This is a genomic window from Rathayibacter rhapontici (assembly GCF_001995175.1).
GTDB lineage: Bacteria > Actinomycetota > Actinomycetes > Actinomycetales > Microbacteriaceae > Rathayibacter.
The window spans coordinates 28,123-47,245 of sequence record NZ_MUKN01000031.1; the positions used below are offsets into that span (position 1 = coordinate 28,123).

The window sequence follows — 19,123 nt, forward strand, 5'->3', positions numbered from 1 at the left end:
TGAGCTACCTTGCCTCGTCGAGGAAGAGGACGCCGCGGGTGGCGCGGGCGACGGCGCCCGGGCGGATGCGTCCGCTGCCGCCTCCGACGATCGCGGCGGCCGAGGCGGAGTGGTGCGGGCTCTCGAACGGCGGGCGGCGCACCAGACTGCCTCCGGTGGGCGTGCCGACGAGGGAGCGCATGCACGTGGCCTCCAACGCGGCGTCGTCGTCGAGGTCGGGGAGGATGCCCGGGAGCCGGGTCGCGAGCATCGTCTTGCCCGCGCCGGGCGGACCCAGGAGGAACACGTGGTGACCGCCTGCAGCCGCCGCGATCATCGCCTCCGCCGCCTCCTCGTTGCCGATCACGTCGGCGAAGTCCAGGCGCGATACCGGCTCGACCGGGACCTGACCCTGCGCGGCGGGTGCGGGCAGGACCGGGACCTCCCACTCCGCCCCGTGCCAGACGGCCGCAGCAGCCAGCGACGAGACGGCGATGATCTCGACGCCGTCGACGAGCTCCGCCTCGGCGCGGTCCTCGAGCGGCACCATGACGCGGCGACGGCCCGCGCGCGCCGCGGCGAGCACCGCGGGCAGCACTCCCGGAACGGAACGGAGCCGCCCGTCCAGGCCTAGCTCGCCGACGTGCACCACGGATGCGACGGACTCGCCGTTCACCTCGCCCAGCGCCGCCAGCGCGGCCAGGCCGATCGCGAGATCGAACGCGGAACCGTGCTTGGGCATCGCGGCGGGTGAGAGGTTCACCGTGATCTTGTACTCCGAGATCACGCTGCCCGAGTTGATCGCCGCCGAGCGCACCCGCTCCTTCGCCTGCGACAGCGCCGCATCCGGCAGCCCGATGATGCCGATGGCGGGAGTGCCGTCGGAGGAGTGCGCCTCCACTCCGACCACTGCGCCCGTGAACCCGACCAGGCCCACCGCGGACGTGCGACCCATGCCCATCACGCCACCGCCCGGAAGTGCCGCACCTGCACAGGAACCCCGTCCGGCGCGATGATCCCCACCGCGTCGATCCGCAGATGCCGAGCCCGCTGATCGTGCTCCCGCGCCCACGCGTACGCCAACCGCCGCAACCGCTGCGCCTTCGCCCGCGTGATCGCCTCGATCGGCATCCCGAACCGTGCGGAGGACCGCGTCTTCACCTCCACCACTACGAGCGCCGCGCCCTCACGGGCCACGATGTCGAGCTCGCCCTCCCGCACCCGCCAGTTGCGGTCCAGGAGCTCGAAGCCCTTCGCCCGCAGATGCGCCGCAGCGATCTCCTCGCCCCGCCGACCCAACTCGTCCTTGTCCATCAAGACCTCCCGCACGAAGAGTTGCGGAGGAGGGCTGTGCGCGGGACGGCGGAGGGTGGATCTCGGGAGAGAGCGTTGGCGGAGGGGCTGTGGAGGGGGCAGCTCGAGGGGAGGTGGGTCTCGATACGCCGCCGGGGGCGGCTACTCGACCAGCAAGAGGGGGGTGCACCGCGCGCAGAAGGCAGCCTGCCGCAGCAGAACGAGCGCGGAGCGCTACTCGTCGAGGGCGAGTTCCTTGGGGAGCTCGAACTCCTTGCGGGAGAGCTCCTCGACGTTGACGTCCTTGAAGGTCAGCACGCGGACCGACTTCACGAAGCGGTCGGAGCGGTAGACGTCCCAGACCCACACGTCGCGCATGGTCAGCTCGAAGTAGAAGTCGTGCTCGGTGTCGCGGCGCACGAGGTCGACCTCGTTCGCGAGGTAGAAGCGGCGCTCGGTCTCGACGACGTACGAGAACTGCGAGACGACATCGCGGTACTCCCGGTACAGTGCCAGCTCGACCTCGCGGTCGTAGTCCTCGAATTCGTCCTCATCCATCGTCCGTCAATCCTACGCGGGTGCGGGAGCGCCGGACGCCGCGGGCGCCTCGACGGCGACGGCCTCGCGCGGCTTCGACAACCACGTGACGCGGTGCAGCGGGGACGGACCTACGCGGTCCAGGCCCGCCCAGTGCGCGGCGCTGCCGTAGCCCTTGTTGCTGTCCCAGGCGTAGTCGGCGAACTCGTCGTGGTGGCGCACCATCTGGCCGTCGCGGCCGACCTTCGCCAGCACGGAGGCGGCCGAGACGGACGCGCAGTCGCGGTCGGCCTTGATGCGGGTGACGATGGTCAGCTCGGCCGCCCACTCCCCCAGCGCCGGCGTCAGCCAGTCGTGCTTGCCGTCGAGCAGCACCACCGATGTCGCCAGGTCGACGCCCTGGTCGACGAGGCGCTCGATGCCGCGCGATGCGGCTCGGCCGAGGCCGGCGATGATCCCGGAGTCGTCGATCTCGTCCGCGGAGGACTCGCCGATCGCCCATCCGGAGACCCACTTCACCACGCCGGGCAGCAGGGCCTCGCGACGGGCCGGAGCCAGCAGCTTGGAGTCGCGCAGCCCCTCCGGGAAGCGGCCGCAGCGGCGGGCGATCGAGACGACTCCGACCGAGACGGGGCCTGCGATCGCTCCGCGGCCCACCTCGTCGCAGCCGATGATGCTCTCGTAGCCCTGGCGGAAGAGGCGCCGCTCCATCGACAGGGTCGGTTCGGCGACGGCCATCTAGCCCTGCCCGGCCTCGGAGGAGGACTCGGAGGACTCCGAGGACTCCGACGTGTCCTTCTCGACCCCGCGGAACACGGCCGGGTAGTCGTCGAGCCATGCCCACTGCTCCACCGGCCAGGTCACCAGGACCGCCCGGCCGACGACGTTGTCGATCGGGACGAAGCCGTTGCCGGGCTTGTCGGTGTTGTAGCGGGAGTCGGCCGAGTTGTACCGGTTGTCGCCCATGACCCAGAGCGATCCCTCGGGCACGGTCACGTCGAACGGAGTCGCCGAGACGGCCTGGACCCCGTCGGGGAGCTTCACGTAGGGCTCGTCGATCGGATTGCCGTTGACCTCGACCTGGCCGAGCGGGGTGCAGCAGGTGATGCGGTCCCCGGGGAGGCCGATGACGCGCTTGATCAGGTGGTCGTTGCTGTCGGGAGCCGTGAGCCCCACGATCGCGAGCGCGGAATCGACGGCGGCCTGGAACGGCGGCACGTCCGGCTCGGTGCTCGGCGAGAGCCATCCGCCCGGGTCGCGGAAGACGACGACGTCGCCCCGCGAGATCGGGACCAGATCGGGTACGAGCTCGTTGACGAGGATGCGGTCGTTCTCGACCAGCGTCTGCTCCATCGACGACGACGGGATGTAGAACGAGCGGATCAGGAACGTCTTCACCAGGAACGAGACCAGCACCGCGACGACGAAGATGATCAGCACGTCGCGGAGGAAGAGGAGCAGTCCGCGGCGCCTGCGGGGCCGCTCCGGCTCAGCCGAGTGACGGGCGTGCTCACCGTCGCCCTCGAGCCGGACCGGGGCCGTGCTGTCTGTCATCGCGTGCCGTCGCCCCTAGCTGTGGATCATCCGGGACCGAGCATCACCGGGCCGGGATCACCGGCAGGACCGGCCCCCGGAAAGGGTCGAACCCCGGTCCATCATAAGTGGACCGGGGTTCGGGGAGAGTGTGCGGAGACCCGCTGGGGGTCAGCGCTTCTCCTTGATCTTGGCCTTCTTGCCGCGGAGGCTTCGCAGGTAGTAGAGCTTCGCGCGACGCACGTCTCCGCGGGTGACGACCTCGATGTGGTCGATCACCGGGGAGTGCACCGGGAAGGTGCGCTCGACGCCGACCTGGAAGCTGACCTTGCGGACGGTGAAGGTCTCGCGGACGCCCTCGTTGGAGCGGCCGATGACGACGCCCTGGAAGACCTGGACGCGCGAGCGGGTTCCCTCGACGATGTTGACGTGGACCTTGACGGTGTCGCCCGCACGGAAGTCGGGGATGTCGGTCCGGAGTGACGCCGCATCGACGTTATCGAGGATGTGCATGTTCTATCGCTCTCCGTGCCCGCCACAGGTCGAGCACCGTTTCGTGGGTGGGAAGTCGGTGCGCGCCCCGCGTCGTAACGGCTCCCCTGTGGCAGAGCCTGCGCGAGGCACAAGCGCTTATTCTGTCACGGCGCGTCGATCCACGTCAAAGCGGGGCGTGCCGGGCTCGGAGCGGAGGTGCCGCACCGCTCAGAGGATCAGCGTCTGCCCGTCCTGCGGTCGCTCCGGATCGAAGCCCTCCCCCGCCACGGGCCGCTGCCCGCCCTGCGCCGGTCCGCCCCCGGTCTGCACCGCCGAGGCCTCGGCGAACGCGATCAGCGTCGCGCGCGCGTCGTGGAAGAACCGCCAGACGGAGTGCCCGAGCGCCACGACTCCGAGGAGCACGGAGAGCAGACCGAGTGCCCACGCGCCCGGCGGGAAGAAGCCGAGCGCGATCAGCGACGCGTGCCAGGCACCCAGAGCGGCGACATCGCCCCACGCCGGGGTGCGCGTCGGCCGCACAGTCACCCGAAACGCCACGATGCTCGCCACGACGGCGAGGCTGAGCGCCAGAATGGGGAGGGCGATGACGAGACCGAGGACGGTCCACCCGCTCGATCCCCCGAAGAGTCCGTACCCCAGGAGGATCCACAGGGGCAGGACGATCGCCGCCGGATACTGCCAGGAACCGAAAGCCCGTCGCGTGCGCATGCACCGACCGTACCCACCACCGCTGAGCAACGCCTCAGCGACCCCCGAGAGGATCAGGATGATCGAGCTGCGCACGCCCGCCGAGATCGAGGAGATGCGACCCGCCGGCCGCTTCGTGGCCGAGGTCCTGCAGGCCACCGTCGCCGCCGCCGGAGTGGGCGTGAACCTGCTCGAGCTCGACCGCCTCGCCCACGACATGATCCGCGAGGCGGGTGCCGAGTCCTGCTACATCGACTACCACCCCTCCTTCGGCGCGAGCCCGTTCGGCAAGGTGCTCTGCACCTCCGTCAACGACGCCGTGCTGCACGGGCTGCCGTTCGACTACCGCCTGCGGGACGGCGACCTGCTGACGCTCGACTTCGCGGCGTCCGTGAACGGCTGGGTCTCCGACTCCGCGATCAGCGTCGTCGTCGGCACGCCGCGCGACGAGGACCTGGCCCTCATCGACACCACCACCCGCGCGCTCGAGGCCGGCATCGCCGCCGCGAAGCCGGGCGGGAAGATCGGCGACATCTCGGCCGCGATCGCCGCCGTCGCCCGCGCCGAGGGGCTGAGCATCAACACCGACTTCGGCGGCCACGGCGTCGGGCGCACGATGCACGGCGACCCCCACGTGCCGAACGACGGGCGCGCCGGGCGCGGCTACCCGCTCCGGCCGGGTCTGGTCGTGGCGATCGAGCCTGGTTCCTGCAGACCACCGACGAGATCTTCACCGACAAGGACGGCTGGACCCTCCGCAGCCGCGACGGCTCGCGCGGCGCGCACATGGAGCACACGATCGCGATCACCGAGACCGGGGTGCTCGTCCTCACCGCTCGGGACTGACACGGGGCAGACCGGGCGCCGCCGCTGCACTGGACAGCAGCACTATCGGATAGTCATACTCTCCATATGCGCATCTCGGAGCTCGGCCGCCTGACGGGCGTCAGCGTCGCCACGATCAAGTACTACATCCGGGAGGGGATCCTCTCCGCGGGCGAGTCCTCGGTGCCGCAGCGTGCGGAGTACGGCGACGCCCACGTCGCGCGGCTCCGCCTGCTCCGCGGTCTCATCGAGAGCGGAGGAGTCGGCATCGCCGGCGCGAAGCGCATCACGGCGGTCCTCGACAGCGGGGCGCCCCCGGCGCACGCGTTCGAGGTCGCGCAGGACGTCGTCTCGGCGAACGCCGACTCGGAGGCGCCGGCGACGGAGGGCTCGCTGGAGCGCATCCGCTCGCTCGTCGGCCCGATGCTCTGCGAGCATCCCGCCGTCGCGACGGCGGCCCGCGCCCTGGACGCCCTGGAGGCCTCCGGCGGGGCGATGACCCCCGACTGGCTCGAGCGCTACGAGGAGGCCGCGGAGCTGGTCGCCCGCGCCGATCTCGACGAGCTCGAGGCGAGGGAGAGCGTGAGCGAGCAGGCGTCGATCGCGGCGGTCGGCACGGCGCTCGGCGACGTGGTCCTGCAGTCGCTGCGCCGCGTGGCCCAGGCCCGCGAGACGCAGCGCCGGTTCGGCTCCTCCGAGGGAGCGAAGCGATGACCGCCGTGCAGGAGGCGCCCGTCTCCGAGGCCCCCGCCCGTGCGCACCGCCCCCTCCTCGCCCTCGCGATCGCGATGGCCGTCGGGGCCGCGTTCTGCGTCGTCGCGCTCCTCGTCGATCCGCGCGAGCTCGGCGGGCAGCCCGTCTGGGCGAAGCCGCTCAAGTTCTGCCTCTCGATCGCCGTCTACGCGCTGACGCTCGCGTGGCTGATCGGGCTCCTCCCCCGCCGCCGTCGTCTCGGACGGGTCCTCGGCACCGTCGCGGCTGCGGGCCTGGTGATCGAGATGGTCGTCATCGGCGGCGCCGCGGCCGTCGGCGCCGCGAGCCACTTCGACGTCAGCACGCCCCTGCACTCGGCGATGTGGACGACCATGGCCGTGTCGATCGTGGTCGTGTGGCTCGCCACCCTGGTCCTCGCGCTCCTGCTGGCCCGGGTACCACTGGGCGATCCCGCCCTCACGATCGCGGTGCGGGCGGGACTGGTGATCGGCCTGGTGGGCATGGCTCTGGCCTTCCTGATGACCGGACCGACCGCCGACCAGATCTCGGACTACCAGGGGGTCGTCGGAGCCCACGCCGTCGGCGTGCCGGACGGCGGCACCGGCCTGCCGCTGCTCGGCTGGAGCACCACGGGCGGCGACCTCCGCATCCCGCACTTCGTCGGGATGCACGCGCTGCAGGGGCTGCCGCTGCTGGCGATCGGACTGCGTCTGCTCGGACGACGCATCCCGGTGCTCGCCTGCTCGGCCGTACGCGTCCGACTGCTCGTTCTCGCCTCCGTCGGGTGGGCCGGTGTCGTCGCGATCACCTGCTGGCAGGCTCTGCGCGGCCAGTCGATCGTCGCTCCGGATGCGCTGACCGCGGCGGTCGGCCTCGGCCTCGCCCTCCTCCTGCTCGGCGGCGCCGTCGCCGTGCTCACCCGACCGCGCACCCCGGAGGTCCCGCGATGAACAGACTGCTCGCGAACTGGACGCCGCCGGCCCTGGTCTACCTGGTCCTCGCGGTCCTCGGTCTCGTCGGCACCTGGACGCACAACATCCGCGCCGTGCTCGAGAGCGTCGACTTCCTCGGCGCCTGGTTCGACGGCGGCCCGGCGGTGTCGTCCCTGACGACCGACCTGCTGATCGTCGCGATCGCGGCGGTGGGCCTGATCGTCGTCGAAGGACGGCGTCTCGGGATGAAGCGGCTCTGGATCTACGTGCTGCTCGCACCGCTCGTCGCGCTCGCCTTCGCGTTCCCGCTGTTCCTCGCGATGCGGGAGCGGCACCTCGCGGCGCTCCGGAGCGAGAGGACCTAGGCCAGCAGCTCGGGCCGGACGCGGCGGGTGCGCTCGACGCTCTGCTCGTGACGCCACGCGGCGATCGCTCCGTGGTTGCCGCTGAGCAGCACCGGAGGGACGTCGAGGCCGCGCCAGGACGCGGGCTTGGTGTAGCTGGGGTACTCGAGCAGGCCGTCGGAGTGGCTCTCCTCGACGAGGCTCGCCGGGTTGCCGACGACCCCGGGGACGAGTCGGCCGACGGCCTCGATCATCGCCATGACGGCGACCTCGCCGCCGTTCAGCACGTAGTCGCCGAGGCTGATCATCCGGACGCGGGCCCGGGTCGCGGTGTGGTCGACGACGCGCTGGTCGATGCCCTCGTAGCGGCCGCAGCCGAACACGAGCGCCTTCTCGTCGGCGAGCTGCCGGGCGGTGGCCTGCGTGAAGACCTCTCCGGCGGGCGAGGGGAAGACCACGAGCGGATCCGCGTCGCCCGCGGACTCGAGGATCGTGTCGAGCGCCTCGCCCCACGGCTCCGGACGCATGACCATGCCGGCGCCTCCGCCGTAGGGCGTGTCGTCGACGGTGCGGTGGCGGTCGTGCGTGAAGGAGCGAAGATCGTGCACGCCGAGCTCGATCAGCCCGCTCTGGCGCGCGCGCCCGAGCAGGCTGATGTCGAGCACCCCGAAGAACTCCGGGAAGATCGTGACGATGTCGATCCTCACGACCGGGGGTCCTCCGCGGGGGCCGCATCGGTCGAGTCGTCGTCCGCGGTGCCGTCGGACGAGGGCTCCTCGGTCGCGACCGCGTCCTGCGGGGCCTCGTCGTCCTCGGAGTCGACCTCGTCGTCCTCGGAGTCGGCGACCGTCGCGAGCGCGGGGTCCGAGAGGTCGACGCCGGTGAGGTCGACCTGCGCCGGCTCCACCTCGACGATCTCCTCGAAGAGACCGGTCGGAGGAGTGACGGTGACGATGCCGGCGACCGGGTCGATGGACGGCACGATCGCGGTGACGAACGGCACCATGACCTCGCCCGACGGAGTGGCCACGATGAGCAGGTCCTGCGCGGGGAAGTGGTCGACGCGGCGGACGGTGCCGACCTCGGCTCCGTCGCGGACGACCTTCATGCCGACGAGCTGGTAGTCGTACCAGGAGTCGTCGTCGCCCGGCGTCGTGCGGACCTCCTCGTCGATCCAGAGGATCGCCTTCAGGAGGGTCTCGGCGGCGCTGCGGTCGTCGACGCCCTTGAAGAACGCGACGGGGTGGCTGTTGTACCAGCGCAGCTCGACGAGCTCGAGCTTCTTCCCGTGCCACTCGGAGGTGCGGGGCACCTGCAACGTGAACGTGGATCCGGGGGTGAAGCGCTTGTCGGGCTCATCGGTGTAGAGCTCGAGCTTGATGGCGCCCTTGAGGCCGTGGGCCTTGGTGAGTCGGGCGACGCGGAGCTGCGTCGTGCCCGTTCCGGGGGTCGCCACCTCTACTTGTCGGTGTCGACGACGTCGACGCGGACGCGACGGCCGTCGGCCAGAGCGGCGACCAGGGTGCGGACGCCTTGGCGGTGCGGCCGGAACGTCCGATCACGCGGCCGAGGTCCTCGGGGTGCACGCGCACCTCGAGGACCTCTCCGCGTGAGGAGCTCGTCGCCACGACACGGACCTCATCGGGGTTCTCGACGATCCCCTTGACGAGGTGCTCGACGGCAGGAGCGAGCATGGACTACGCCTCGGTGGAGGTCTCGTCGGCGGTGTCCTCGGCCGGGGCGGCCTTGGCCGGAGCCTCGGTCTTGGGCTTGAGGACGGGCTTCTTCTTGGCGTCGATGACGAAGGGGGCCTTGGGCTCCTTCACCTTGACGGTGCTGACGGCGTCGGCGTCGCCCTTGTAGCGGCCCCAGTCTCCGGTCAGCTTGAGGATCGCGGCGACCTGCTCGGTCGGCTGCGCGCCGACGCCGAGCCAGTACTGCGCACGCTCGGAGTCGACCTCGATGAACGAGGGCTCCTCGGTGGGGTGGTACTTGCCGATCTCCTCGATGACGCGGCCGTCGCGCTTGGTGCGCGAGTCGGCGACGACGATGCGGTAGTAGGGCGCTCGGATCTTGCCGAGGCGCTTCAGACGAATCTTGACAGCCACAATTCTCCTGTGTGGTCGTTGACCGATGAGGTCGATGATGGATGAACTGAGCCGTGAGCGTGGGGTGCACACCCGGCCGGAAGCTCGAGGGGGTTTCTTCGGCGGTGAGTAGAGGGTCGACCGCCTCGGACCCGACGGATCATTCTGCCAGAAAAACGCCCGGCGCGCGGGCGCGACATGCATCTCCCGGGCCCGCGGAGTCGCGGATCGCGGCCGGACGACCGCGCGTGACGCCGCACGGACAGCCCACACGTCCGCCTCCGCGAGTCGTGGGACGATGAAAGCCGTGCGTCCCGACCCGGTGGACGCCGGATCGACGGAGACGACGCCATGGAGATCAGCTTCGCCCAGTCCGACCGCTCCACGCTCGGGATCGAGTGGGAGGTCGCGATCGTCGACCGGCAGACGGGCGATCTGGCGAACGTGGCCGACGTCGTCCTCGAGGCCCTCCGAGGGGAGGACGGCGAGCCGCATCCGCGGATCACCGGCGAGCTGCTGCGCAACACCGTCGAGCTCGTCTCGGGCGTGCACACGACGGTCCGTGACGCCGTCGCCGACCTGCAGGACCAGCTGCGGCAGGTGCGCGAGATCACGGACCCCATGGGCCTGGACCTCGTCTGCTCCGGCACCCACCCCTTCGCCCAGTGGTACGACCAGAGCATCACCGACAAGGAGCGCTACCACCGACTCATCGACCGGACCCAGTGGTGGGGCCGCAACATGATGATCTGGGGCATCCACGTGCACGTCGGCATCGAGGACCGCGACAAGGTGCTCGCGATCCTCAACTCGCTGCTCGACTACTACCCGCACCTGCAGGCGCTGTCGGCGTCGAGCCCGTTCTGGGGCGGGGTGGACACGGGGTACGCCTCGAACCGCGCCCTGATGTTCCAGCAGCTGCCGACGGCGGGACTGCTCCCCAGTTCGGAGCCTGGGCGAACTACGAGGAGTACGTCGACGACATGATGCGCACGGGCGTCATCGACGACCACACCGAGGTCCGCTGGGACATCCGCCCCTCGCCGCAGTGGGGCACGCTCGAGATGCGCGCCTGCGACGGCCTCTCGTCGGCGGAGGAGATCGGCGCGGTCGCCGCGCTCATCCAGTGCCTCGTCGAGCACCTGTCGACGCGCCTGGACCAGGGCGAGGACCTGCCGACCATGCAGCCCTGGTACGTGCGCGAGAACAAGTGGCGCGCGGCGAGGTACGGCCTCGACGCCGAGATCATCCTGGACAGTGCGGGAGCCGAGCGCCTCGTGACCGACGACATCCGCGATCTGCTCGTGACGCTCGCCCCGGTGGCGGAGCGCCTGGACTGCACGGCCGAGCTCGCGGACGTCGAGCTGATCCTCGTCGCCGGCGCCAGCTACCAGCGGCAGCTGAAGGTCGCCGCGGCGAACGACGGCGACCTGAAGTCGGTCGTGCGGGCACTGGCCGGCGAGCTGCGAGACGGACTGCGGGACCCGCGGGCATGACCGCGACGCGGCGGCTCGTGCTGGTCGCGGCGCTCGTGCTGGGGCTGGCCGGGTGCTCGTCCGCAGCGGAGCCCGCGGCGACCGGTGCCGCGACCGCGACTCCGGCCCCGACCCGCGACGCCGAGGCCCCGAACCCGCTCGTCGTCGGAGGAGCGATTCCGGCCGGTGCACGGGTGACCTTCGTCGGGGACAGCATCGTGCGCGGCTACGGACTCGACGGCACGGACGCCTGGCCGTTGCTCGTCGGCGACGCGTTCGGCTGGACGGTGGCCAATCTCGGCTGCGACGGCGGCGGCTTCGTCCGGCCGGGGAGCTGCGGATCCCCGATCGGGGACCGCGCCGAGGAGATCGCCGCGACGGACCCCGACGCCGTGATCGTCCTCGCGAGCAGCAACGATCTCGGCTCGCCCGTCGACGAGGTCGTCGCCGCGATCCCTCCCGCGGTGCGGGCGATCGCGGCGGCCGTCCCCTCCGCACGGCTCATCGCGGTCGACTCCGTCTGGGGGCCCGATCCGCGGCCCGCCGACCTCGCCGCCTACGACCGGGCCCTGGTGGACGCGGTGGCCGCGGCCGGCGGTGGAGCACTCGAGTACCCCGATCCGCTCCGCGCCGACGGGCTGCTCGCCGAGGACGGCATCCACCCGACGCAGGCGGGTCAGCTCGCGCTGGCGGAGGCCTTCGCGCTGGCCGCCGAGAAGGCCGGACTCGGGCAGAGCGTCCCGTCGGACTCGGTGCCGACCGTCACGGAGTAGGGGCGGGAGCCGCGCTCCCGCCCCTCCCCGATCAGCGGGTCGTGCTGTTCTTGCCGTCGCGCCAGGACAGGAGCTCGCGCACCGGCGCGAGGTCGATGCCGGGGCCGCTGATGCCGAGCGTGAAGAGGCGCGCGCCGAGGTCGAACTGCTGGTCGGCGACCGCGAACGCGCCGTCGCCGCCCTCGGCGGGGATGTTCACACCGGTCGAGATCTCGATCGCGGAGAGATCGCGCTCCGTCTTCGCGCACCAGTCGCCGAGGACGCCGAGCTTGCGCTCGAGGGTCGGAACGTCCGAGAAGCTGTGCCAGATGTCGGCGTGCTCGGCGACGATCCGCAGGGTCTTCTTCTCTCCCCCGCCGCCGATCATCACGGGGATGTCGCGGATGGGAGCGGGATTCAGCTTCTCCCAGCGGCTGCGGATGCGGGGCATGGCCTCGGACAGCTCGTCCAGTCGCGAGCCGGCGGTGCCGAACTCGTAGCCGTACTCCTGGTAGTCGCGCTCGAACCAGCCCGAGCCGATGCCGAAGACCAGGCGGCCCTCCGCGCCCTTCGCGCTGATGTGGTCGACGGTGCGGGCCATGTCGGCCAGCAGGTCGGGGTTGCGGTAGCTGTTGCAGGTCACGAGCGGGCCGAACTCGATGCGGCTGGTCTGCTCGGCCCAGGCGGCGAGCATGCTCCAGCCCTCGAAGTGGAGGCCGTCGGGCTCGCCCGAGAGCGGGTAGAAGTGGTCCCAGTTGAACGCGATGTCGACGCCGAGGTCTTCGAGCTCGGCGAGGGTGTCGCGGATGACCTCGTAGGAGACGTGCTGAGGGGCGATCTGGACGCCGATGCGGACCGGGCGCGCGGTGGTGGTTGTCATGCTCTCCACGCTAGACCTCGGGAGTGACGGGGAGGCGTCTTCGCCGGTGGACGAGTAGCGCCGCAGGCGCCCCTTCTGCTGGTCGAGCAGCGCCGCAGGCGCGTATCGAGACCCACCGGCTCCGGGTGACGTGGATCTCGATACGCCCGCTGCACGGGCTACTCGATCAGCAAGGGGGACGCCCGCTGCGGGAACTGCTCGATCAGCGCCGGCTGCTCGAGCAGGGGCGGGCGGCCGCTACTCGCCGGCGGGGTCGGGGGCGGCGGTCGGAGCCTCGTCGGCGGTCGAGCGGGCGAGCTTGACGGTCGTGGCGCCGGCGTCGTCGAAGAGGCGGAGGCGGCCGCCGTCGATCGCGGCCGTCGACGCAGCCCCGAAGATCATCGGCAGAGCCACTCCGTCGCACGCGATCAGCGTGCTCGGACCGGCGTCGACGCTGAGGGCGCCCTCGTCGTCGATCGCCCACTCCCCCTGCACGCCGTTGCAGCCGTCCGAGCCGGTCCAGGTGCCGTCGTCGGCGATCAGGAGGAACGGCACGTCCGGGGACTCGTAGGCGACTCCGGTGACCCAGCGGCCGACGAGCTCCTCGGGAGCGGGCGCCGACATCGCGTCGACTCCGGACGTCTCGGCGCATCCCGCGAGCCCGAGGACGGCGGCGGACGCGAGAGCCGCCGCGGCGACCCGCCGCCTCGCCGTCATCGGCCGAGGAACTTCTGCAGCTGCTCCAGCTCCTCGGGCGTGGGCTGGGCCTGGCTGCCCGTGCCGCCGCCGAGACCGAAGCCCGAGCCGCCGGCGTCGCCGGGACGAGGGCCGGACGTGATCGCCGCGTTCTCGGCGGCGCGCTTGGCCGGGTTGCCCGACTTCGACGTCTTCTTCTTCTGCGGCTTCGGGCGGCCCTGGTAGCCGGCTCCGGGAACGGGACCCATGCCGGGCACGTTCGGCATGCCGCCCTTCGCCACGGTCTTCATCATCTTCGCGGCCTGCTCGAAGCGCTGCACGAGCTGGTTCACGTCGGTCACGGTCATGCCGGAGCCCCGCGCGATGCGCAGTCGCCGCGAGCCGTTGAGCAGCTTCGGGTTCACGCGCTCGGCCTTGGTCATCGACTGGATGATGGCCTCGGTGCGCACGATCTCGCGCTCGTCGAACTGGTCGAGCTGCTCGCGCATGCCCTTCGCGCCCGGGAGCATGCCGATCATCTTCTTGATCGAGCCCATGTTGCGCAGCTGCTGCATCTGGCCGAGGAAGTCGTCGAGCGTGAACGAGTCGCTCATGATCTTCTCGGCGACCTTGCGCGCCTCGTCCTCGTCGAACGCGGACTGCGCCTGCTCGATGAGGGTGAGCACGTCGCCGAGGTCGAGGATCCGGCTCGCCATGCGGTCGGGGTGGAACTGCTCGAAGTCGTCGAGGCCCTCGCCCGTGGAGGCGAAGAGGATCGGACGGCCGGTCAGCGACGCGACGGACAGCGCCGCTCCGCCCCGCGCGTCGCCGTCGAGCTTCGACAGCACGACGCCGGTGAAGTCGACGCCCTCCTGGAAGGCCTTGGCGGTCGCGACCGCATCCTGTCCGATCATCGCGTCGATGACGAAGAGGACCTCGTCGGGGTTCGTGACGCGGCGGATGTCGGACGCCTGCTTCATCATGTCGGCGTCGACGCCGAGGCGGCCGGCGGTGTCGATGATGACGGTGTCGTACTGCTTGTCGGTGGCGAACCTGATCGCGTTCTGCGCGACCTTGACCGGGTTGCCGACTCCGTTGCCGGGCTCGGGAGCGTAGACCGCGACTCCGGCCTGCTCGCCCACGACCTGCAGCTGCTGCACCGCGTTCGGGCGCTGGAGGTCGGCGGCGACGAGGAGGGGGGTGTGCCCGTCCTTGCCGAGGTACTTGCCGAGCTTGCCGGCGAGCGTCGTCTTGCCGGCGCCCTGGAGGCCGGCGAGCATGATGACGGTCGGCGGCCGCTTCGCGAACTCGAGGCGGCGGGACTGCCCGCCGAGGATCGCGACGAGCTCCTCGTTCACGATCTGCACGACCTGCTGCGCGGGGTTCAGCGCCTTGTTGACCTCGTCGCCGAGGGCGCGCTCGCGCACCTTGCCGGTGAACGCCTTGACCACGTCCAGCGCCACGTCGGCGTCGAGCAGCGCGCGCCGGATCTCGCGGACGGTGCCGTCGACGTCGGAGGCCGAGAGCTTGCCCTTCGTGCGGAGGTTCTTGAAGGTCTCGACGAGTCGATCGGAGAGGGTGCCGAAAGTAGCCATGATGCCCGGAATTCTACCGGAGCCGCGGAGTGCTCGGTTCTGCGGCGGCTCGCCCCGATTAACTGGGCTCGGTGCAGGAATACGTCTAGGGTGGCGACGTGATCGAGACACTTCTGGCGGGCGACTCCGCAGCTCCCCTGGACTACCGCGACGGCTGGCAGCTGCAGCGCCGCCTCCACGACGAGGTGGTCGCGGGCCGCGACGGCGTGCTGGTGCTCTGCGAGCACGCCTCCGTCTACACGGCGGGCAAGCGGACCGAGGCGCACGAGCGGCCGGCCGACGGCTCCCCCGTGGTCGACGTCGACCGCGGCGGCAGGATCACCTGGCACGGGCCCGGTCAGCTCGTCGGCTACCCGATCGTGCGTCTGCGCGAACCGGTCGACGTGGTCGCCTACGTCCGCTCGCTCGAGGGGATGCTGATCGCCGTGCTCGCCGACCTGGGCGTCCTCGGCGAGCGGATCGACGGACGCTCGGGCGTCTGGATCCGCCGACCGCTCGGTGCGGACAAGATCGCGGCCATCGGCATCCGGGTGGCGGGAGGCGTGACGATGCACGGCTTCGCCCTCAACGTCTCGAACAGCCTCGAGCCCTACTCCCGCATCGTCGCCTGCGGCATCTCGGACGCCGGAGTGACCACGATCGAGCGCGAGACGGGCAGCGCCGTGTCGATGGAGGCGGTGCGCGGCCTGATCGATCAGCGGTTCCGCGAGTGCTCGCTCGAGTTCTCGGCCGAGCAGACCGCGGTGGTGGCAGCGTGAGCGCCGAGGTGGGCGGACGCAAGCTGCTCCGACTCGAGATCCGCAACGCCGAGACCCCGATCGAGCGGAAGCCCGACTGGATCAAGACCAAGGCGACCATGGGGCCGGAGTACCGGCAGCTGCAGTCGCTCGTGAAGAGCGAGGAGCTGCACACGGTCTGCCAGGAGGCGGGCTGCCCCAACATCTTCGAGTGCTGGGAGGACCGCGAGGCCACCTTCCTCATCGGCGGCGCCCAGTGCACTCGGCGCTGCGACTTCTGCCAGATCGACACCGGCAAGCCGGCCGACTACGACGCCGACGAGCCGCGGCGCGTGGGCGAATCGGTGGCGAGGATGAACCTCCGCTACGCCACGGTCACCGGAGTCGCGCGCGACGACCTCGCGGACGAGGGCTCCTGGCTCTACGCCGAGACCATCCGCCAGATCCACGCGCAGTCGCCCGGCACCGGCGTCGAGATCCTCGTGCCCGACTTCACCGGGCGCCCGGAGCACCTCGGCCGCGTGTTCGAGGCGCGGCCGGAGGTGTTCGCGCACAACGTCGAAACCGTTCCGCGGATCTTCAAGCGGATCCGGCCCGCGTTCCGCTACGAGCGCTCGCTCGACGTGCTGACGCAGGGGCGCGATGCGGGGCTGATCACCAAGTCGAACCTCATCCTGGGCATGGGCGAGGAGCGCGAGGAGATCTCGCAGGCACTGCAGGACCTGCACGACGCGGGCACCGACCTGCTGACGATCACGCAGTACCTGCGGCCGACGCCGCGCCACCTGCCGGTCGACCGCTGGGTGCACCCGGAGGAGTTCGTCGCCATCAAGGAGGAGGCGGAGGACATCGGGTTCCTCGGCGTCCTGTCGGGTCCGCTCGTGCGCTCCTCCTACCGGGCGGGCCGGCTCTGGGCGCAGTCGATGGAGTCGAAGGGGCGGCCGGTCCCGGAGCACCTGCGGCACCTCGCCGACGCGGCGCTGGGGTTCTCGCAGGCGGTGTGAGCGGCCGCGTCGGATCCGGTTGCTCAGGGGACACCGAGCGACGAGACGCGTCGGGTGGCGTCCGCGTACCTTGGCGGCATGTCAGCCGTGACGGAGTACGCGAGCACCGTTCGTCGGACCACCGACGCGCGCCGCGATGCGCTCCTCGCGGTACTCGACCGTCACGGCGCGACCGACCCCCGGCTCTTCGGGTCGGTCGCTCGGGGATACGCCCGACCGGGGAGCGATGTGAGTCTCTTCGTCGATCTCGACGCAGGAGCGGGCAACCCCCTCCTGCGCGTCGCCGGCATCGGCGAGGAGCTCAGCGGGCTCCTCGGTGTCCGGGTCGACGTCGTGGCGGAGTCGTTGCTGCGGGACTCGGTGGCGACGACCGCCCGACGCGACATGGTTCCGTTGTGAGCCGGTCGGCGATCCGGCCCGAACCGATCGTCGGCATCCTCGACGAGGAGCTGATGCTGCTCGCCGACGCTCTCCGCGCCCGCCGACGCTGATCCGGTTTCCCCTCTCCGGTGATCCGGCAGAGACGGCGGTACCGCCGGGCCTCCGTCCGGCGCTCAGCCGACGAGCTGCTGGGCGAAGACGTGCGGGGTGAAGCCGGTGAGGTCGCCGATGCCCTCGCCCTGGCCGACGAGCTTGATCGGGATGCCGGTGCGCTCCTGCACGGCGAGGACGAAGCCGCCCTTCGCGGAACCGTCGAGCTTCGTGATGACGAGCCCCGTCACTCCGGCGTGCTCGATGAACGCCTCGGCCTGGCTGAGCCCGTTCTGACCGGTCGTCGCGTCGAGCACGAGCAGGATCTCGGAGATCGGCGCCTGCTTCTCGATGACGCGCTTGATCTTGCCGAGCTCGTCCATCAGCCCGCCCTTGGTGTGCAGGCGGCCGGCGGTGTCGATGATGACCATCTCGACGCCGTTGTCCTTCGCGAACTGCACGGTCTGGAACGCGACCGATGCGGGGTCCTGGCGCTCCTGCTGGGGGCGCACGATCTGCGCGTCGGCGCGCTGGGCCCAGGTGGCGAGCTGGTCGACGGCGGCGGCGCGGAACGTGTCGGCGGCTCCGACGACGACGCTGCGGTCGTAGTTGCGGAGGAACTTCGCGAACTTGCCGATGGTCGTGGTCTTGCCGACGCCGTTCACGCCCACGACCAGGATCACGGCCGGGCGCTCGCTGAGCTTGAGGGTCGTGTCGTACTTCGACAGGCGCTCCTCCATCGACTCGCGGAGCATGCGCTGGAGGTCGCGGGGATCGGTGGTGCTGTAGCGCTCGACCTTCGCGCGGAGGTCCTCGACGATCTCCTCGGTGATGTCGGGCCCGAAGTCGGCGGTGATGAGCGCCGTCTCGAGGTCGTCCCACGTCTGGTCGTCGATCGTGCGCTTCTCGAACAGGCCGCGCAGTGCGCGGCCGAGCGACCAGGAGGTGCGTTCAGCCATGTGCTCCAGGGTACCGGCGGCGGCTCCGCCCGACGGCCCGCCCCGAGGGAACCTTGAGTCGTCGAGGGAACCAGCGGGAACGGGTTCCCTCGACCATCGGGGGTTCCCTCGCCGAAGGGGCGCCGGTCAGTCGGCCGGGGCGACGACGCGCTGGCCGACGACGGCCGAGACTCCGTCCTGGCGCATCGAGACGCCGTAGAGGGCGTCGGCGATCTCCATGGTGCGCTTCTGGTGCGTGATGACGATGAGCTGGCTGGAGGTCCGCAGGTCCTGGAAGATCGACAGCAGACGGCCGAGGTTCGCGTCGTCCAGCGCGGCCTCCACCTCGTCCATGATGTAGAACGGGCTCGGCCGCGACTTGAAGATCGCGACCATGAACGCCACCGCCGCGAGCGAGCGCTCGCCGCCCGAGAGCAGCGACAGCCGCTCGATCTTCTTGCCGGCGGGGCGCACGGCGACCTCGATCCCGGTCGTGAGCAGGCTGTCCGGCTCGGTCAGGCGGATGCTCCCCGTGCCCCCGGGGAACAGCACCGGGAACACGTCGGCGAAGGCCGCCTGCGTGTCGGCGAAGGCCGAGGCGAAGACCGTCTGCATGGTCTCGTCGAGCTCCTCGATGATCAGGAGGAGATCGCGGCGGGTGTCGGTGAGATCGGTCAGCTGCTCGGTCAGGAACGCGTGCCGCTGCTCCAGCGCCGCGAACTCCTCGAGGGCGAGCGGGTTCACGCGGCCGAGCTGCGCGAGCTGCTTCTCGGCCTTCTCGAGCCGACGGCGCTGCTCCTCCCGCACGAAGGGACGCGTCGGCGCGTCCTCCTGCTCGCTCGTCTCGTCGGGCACCCCGACGAGCGGCCCGTACTCGGCGACGAGCACGTCCTCGACGAGTCCGAGCTCGGACCCCGCGCGCTCGAGCAGACCCGAGAGCTGCAGGCGCTTCTCGTAGATCTGCAGCTCCAGCCCGTGCACGCTCTCGGTGACCGACTGGAGGCGCTCGCGCAGGGCCGACTCCTGGCGGCGCAGGCCCTGCAGCTCCTCGTCCTGCTGCGAGCGGGCGGCCTCGGCCTGCACGAGCTCCGCGCGGGCCTGCTGCACCGAGCGGTCGACGGAGGCGAGGACCGCGGGGATCGCGGAGGTGACGTCGGCCGCCGCCTCGTGCTGCCGTCGACGGATCACGGC

General features: G+C 71.1%; 20 protein-coding genes and 5 pseudogenes. 9 read left to right on the forward strand and 16 right to left on the reverse strand.

Annotated elements, in window-relative coordinates; genetic code table 11:
* Nucleotides 1-4 precede the first annotated feature (4 nt).
* The 7 genes from B0T42_RS11300 to B0T42_RS11330 form a co-directional block, all read right to left on the reverse strand.
* Nucleotides 5-934, reverse strand: a complete 930-nt coding sequence (locus B0T42_RS11300) for an ATP-binding protein (RefSeq protein ID WP_236720240.1) — start codon at nucleotides 932-934, stop codon at nucleotides 5-7.
* 5 nt (nucleotides 935-939) lie between these two features.
* Nucleotides 940-1,293 (reverse strand): YraN family protein, encoded by a 354-nt coding sequence (locus B0T42_RS11305; protein WP_055792574.1) that lies wholly within the window; start codon nucleotides 1,291-1,293, stop codon nucleotides 940-942.
* A 213-nt stretch (nucleotides 1,294-1,506) separates the two neighbouring features.
* On the reverse strand, nucleotides 1,507-1,830 hold the full coding sequence (locus B0T42_RS11310; protein ID WP_055792576.1) for a DUF2469 domain-containing protein: 324 nt from the start codon (nucleotides 1,828-1,830) through the stop codon (nucleotides 1,507-1,509).
* Between the two features lie 12 nt (nucleotides 1,831-1,842).
* Nucleotides 1,843-2,547, reverse strand: a complete 705-nt coding sequence (locus tag B0T42_RS11315; RefSeq protein WP_077223237.1) for a ribonuclease HII — start codon at nucleotides 2,545-2,547, stop codon at nucleotides 1,843-1,845.
* Nucleotides 2,548-3,363 (reverse strand): signal peptidase I, encoded by an 816-nt coding sequence (gene lepB, locus B0T42_RS11320; protein ID WP_077223238.1) that lies wholly within the window; start codon nucleotides 3,361-3,363, stop codon nucleotides 2,548-2,550.
* Between the two features lie 150 nt (nucleotides 3,364-3,513).
* Nucleotides 3,514-3,855: a 50S ribosomal protein L19 gene (rplS, locus tag B0T42_RS11325; RefSeq protein WP_077223239.1), complete on the reverse strand. Its 342-nt coding sequence runs from the start codon at nucleotides 3,853-3,855 to the stop codon at nucleotides 3,514-3,516.
* A gap of 189 nt (nucleotides 3,856-4,044) precedes the next feature.
* Nucleotides 4,045-4,545, reverse strand: a complete 501-nt coding sequence (locus B0T42_RS11330; protein ID WP_139344489.1) for a hypothetical protein — start codon at nucleotides 4,543-4,545, stop codon at nucleotides 4,045-4,047.
* Nucleotides 4,546-4,603: 58 nt separating this feature from the next.
* On the opposite strand from B0T42_RS11330, the pseudogene map reads away from it, so the two are divergent.
* The 4 genes and pseudogenes from map (at nucleotide 4,604) to B0T42_RS11350 (ending at nucleotide 7,360) form a co-directional block, all read left to right on the forward strand.
* Nucleotides 4,604-5,370: pseudogene (gene map, locus B0T42_RS11335) on the forward strand (type I methionyl aminopeptidase).
* Nucleotides 5,371-5,436: 66 nt separating this feature from the next.
* Nucleotides 5,437-6,063: a MerR family transcriptional regulator gene (locus tag B0T42_RS11340; RefSeq protein WP_077223241.1), complete on the forward strand. Its 627-nt coding sequence runs from the start codon at nucleotides 5,437-5,439 to the stop codon at nucleotides 6,061-6,063.
* The gene (locus tag B0T42_RS11345) at nucleotides 6,060-7,013 is read left to right on the forward strand and encodes a hypothetical protein (RefSeq protein ID WP_077223242.1); all 954 of its coding nucleotides are present in this window, start codon (nucleotides 6,060-6,062) and stop codon (nucleotides 7,011-7,013) included. Before B0T42_RS11340 ends, B0T42_RS11345 begins: the two co-directional genes overlap by 4 nt.
* A complete protein-coding gene (locus tag B0T42_RS11350) occupies nucleotides 7,010-7,360 on the forward strand; it encodes a DUF2834 domain-containing protein (protein ID WP_077223243.1) in 351 nt (116 codons plus the stop codon). Before B0T42_RS11345 ends, B0T42_RS11350 begins: the two co-directional genes overlap by 4 nt.
* Here the strand turns inward: B0T42_RS11350 and trmD are convergent.
* From trmD to rpsP, 4 genes and pseudogenes are all read right to left on the reverse strand, one after another.
* Complete coding sequence (trmD, locus tag B0T42_RS11355) at nucleotides 7,357-8,046, reverse strand: tRNA (guanosine(37)-N1)-methyltransferase TrmD (RefSeq protein WP_077223244.1); 690 nt, start codon at nucleotides 8,044-8,046, stop codon at nucleotides 7,357-7,359. The genes B0T42_RS11350 and trmD overlap by 4 nt on opposite strands.
* Before the next feature lie 191 nt (nucleotides 8,047-8,237).
* Nucleotides 8,238-8,795, reverse strand: a pseudogene (gene rimM / locus B0T42_RS11360) (ribosome maturation factor RimM); the annotation flags it as partial.
* Between the two features lie 2 nt (nucleotides 8,796-8,797).
* Nucleotides 8,798-9,033: pseudogene (locus tag B0T42_RS11365) on the reverse strand (RNA-binding protein).
* A gap of 3 nt (nucleotides 9,034-9,036) precedes the next feature.
* Complete coding sequence (rpsP, locus tag B0T42_RS11370) at nucleotides 9,037-9,447, reverse strand: 30S ribosomal protein S16 (protein ID WP_077223246.1); 411 nt, start codon at nucleotides 9,445-9,447, stop codon at nucleotides 9,037-9,039.
* 330 nt (nucleotides 9,448-9,777) lie between these two features.
* On the opposite strand from rpsP, the pseudogene B0T42_RS11375 reads away from it, so the two are divergent.
* Nucleotides 9,778-10,922: pseudogene (locus tag B0T42_RS11375) on the forward strand (glutamate--cysteine ligase).
* Nucleotides 10,919-11,674 carry an SGNH/GDSL hydrolase family protein gene (locus B0T42_RS11380; protein WP_077223247.1) on the forward strand — a complete coding sequence of 252 codons (756 nt, stop codon included), beginning with the start codon at nucleotides 10,919-10,921 and terminating at the stop codon, nucleotides 11,672-11,674. The pseudogene B0T42_RS11375 and the gene B0T42_RS11380 overlap by 4 nt, the downstream one beginning before the upstream one ends.
* 31 nt (nucleotides 11,675-11,705) lie before the next feature.
* Here B0T42_RS11380 and B0T42_RS11385 read toward each other — a convergent pair whose 3' ends face one another.
* The 3 genes from B0T42_RS11385 to ffh form a co-directional block, all read right to left on the reverse strand.
* Nucleotides 11,706-12,533, reverse strand: a complete 828-nt coding sequence (locus B0T42_RS11385) for an LLM class F420-dependent oxidoreductase (RefSeq protein ID WP_077223248.1) — start codon at nucleotides 12,531-12,533, stop codon at nucleotides 11,706-11,708.
* Between the two features lie 237 nt (nucleotides 12,534-12,770).
* Complete coding sequence (locus B0T42_RS11390) at nucleotides 12,771-13,229, reverse strand: META domain-containing protein (protein WP_077223249.1); 459 nt, start codon at nucleotides 13,227-13,229, stop codon at nucleotides 12,771-12,773.
* Nucleotides 13,226-14,782 carry a signal recognition particle protein gene (gene ffh, locus B0T42_RS11395; RefSeq protein WP_077223250.1) on the reverse strand — a complete coding sequence of 519 codons (1,557 nt, stop codon included), beginning with the start codon at nucleotides 14,780-14,782 and terminating at the stop codon, nucleotides 13,226-13,228. Before ffh ends, B0T42_RS11390 begins: the two co-directional genes overlap by 4 nt.
* 98 nt (nucleotides 14,783-14,880) lie before the next feature.
* Here ffh and lipB point away from each other — a divergent pair, with 98 nt between their 5' ends.
* From lipB to B0T42_RS11410, 3 genes are all read left to right on the forward strand, one after another.
* Nucleotides 14,881-15,540: a lipoyl(octanoyl) transferase LipB gene (gene lipB, locus B0T42_RS11400; protein WP_077223251.1), complete on the forward strand. Its 660-nt coding sequence runs from the start codon at nucleotides 14,881-14,883 to the stop codon at nucleotides 15,538-15,540.
* A complete protein-coding gene (lipA, locus tag B0T42_RS11405; protein WP_077223252.1) occupies nucleotides 15,537-16,523 on the forward strand; it encodes a lipoyl synthase in 987 nt (328 codons plus the stop codon). Before lipB ends, lipA begins: the two co-directional genes overlap by 4 nt.
* Before the next feature lie 78 nt (nucleotides 16,524-16,601).
* Nucleotides 16,602-16,922, forward strand: a complete 321-nt coding sequence (locus tag B0T42_RS11410; RefSeq protein WP_077223257.1) for a nucleotidyltransferase family protein — start codon at nucleotides 16,602-16,604, stop codon at nucleotides 16,920-16,922.
* 155 nt (nucleotides 16,923-17,077) lie between these two features.
* Here B0T42_RS11410 and ftsY read toward each other — a convergent pair whose 3' ends face one another.
* Nucleotides 17,078-17,953, reverse strand: coding sequence for a signal recognition particle-docking protein FtsY (gene ftsY, locus B0T42_RS11415; protein WP_077223253.1), 876 nt, complete (start codon nucleotides 17,951-17,953; stop codon nucleotides 17,078-17,080).
* Between the two features lie 126 nt (nucleotides 17,954-18,079).
* Nucleotides 18,080-19,123, reverse strand: a pseudogene (locus tag B0T42_RS11420) (chromosome segregation protein SMC); the annotation flags it as partial.

What these genes read in the sequence shown, in the direction of transcription:
- B0T42_RS11300 (WP_236720240.1), bottom strand. Translation starts at nt 934, where the DNA reads ATGGGTCGCACGTCCGCGGTGGGCCTGGTCGGGTTCACGGGCGCAGTG.
- B0T42_RS11305 (WP_055792574.1), bottom strand. Translation starts at nt 1,293, where the DNA reads ATGGACAAGGACGAGTTGGGTCGGCGGGGCGAGGAGATCGCTGCGGCG.
- B0T42_RS11310 (WP_055792576.1), bottom strand. Translation starts at nt 1,830, where the DNA reads ATGGATGAGGACGAATTCGAGGACTACGACCGCGAGGTCGAGCTGGCA.
- B0T42_RS11315 (WP_077223237.1), bottom strand. Translation starts at nt 2,547, where the DNA reads ATGGCCGTCGCCGAACCGACCCTGTCGATGGAGCGGCGCCTCTTCCGC.
- lepB (WP_077223238.1), bottom strand. Translation starts at nt 3,363, where the DNA reads ATGACAGACAGCACGGCCCCGGTCCGGCTCGAGGGCGACGGTGAGCAC.
- rplS (WP_077223239.1), bottom strand. Translation starts at nt 3,855, where the DNA reads ATGCACATCCTCGATAACGTCGATGCGGCGTCACTCCGGACCGACATC.
- B0T42_RS11330 (WP_139344489.1), bottom strand. Translation starts at nt 4,545, where the DNA reads ATGCGCACGCGACGGGCTTTCGGTTCCTGGCAGTATCCGGCGGCGATC.
- B0T42_RS11340 (WP_077223241.1), top strand. Translation starts at nt 5,437, where the DNA reads ATGCGCATCTCGGAGCTCGGCCGCCTGACGGGCGTCAGCGTCGCCACG.
- B0T42_RS11345 (WP_077223242.1), top strand. Translation starts at nt 6,060, where the DNA reads ATGACCGCCGTGCAGGAGGCGCCCGTCTCCGAGGCCCCCGCCCGTGCG.
- B0T42_RS11350 (WP_077223243.1), top strand. Translation starts at nt 7,010, where the DNA reads ATGAACAGACTGCTCGCGAACTGGACGCCGCCGGCCCTGGTCTACCTG.
- B0T42_RS11380 (WP_077223247.1), top strand. Translation starts at nt 10,919, where the DNA reads ATGACCGCGACGCGGCGGCTCGTGCTGGTCGCGGCGCTCGTGCTGGGG.
- B0T42_RS11385 (WP_077223248.1), bottom strand. Translation starts at nt 12,533, where the DNA reads ATGACAACCACCACCGCGCGCCCGGTCCGCATCGGCGTCCAGATCGCC.
- B0T42_RS11390 (WP_077223249.1), bottom strand. Translation starts at nt 13,229, where the DNA reads ATGACGGCGAGGCGGCGGGTCGCCGCGGCGGCTCTCGCGTCCGCCGCC.
- ffh (WP_077223250.1), bottom strand. Translation starts at nt 14,782, where the DNA reads ATGGCTACTTTCGGCACCCTCTCCGATCGACTCGTCGAGACCTTCAAG.
- B0T42_RS11410 (WP_077223257.1), top strand. Translation starts at nt 16,602, where the DNA reads ATGTCAGCCGTGACGGAGTACGCGAGCACCGTTCGTCGGACCACCGAC.
- ftsY (WP_077223253.1), bottom strand. Translation starts at nt 17,953, where the DNA reads ATGGCTGAACGCACCTCCTGGTCGCTCGGCCGCGCACTGCGCGGCCTG.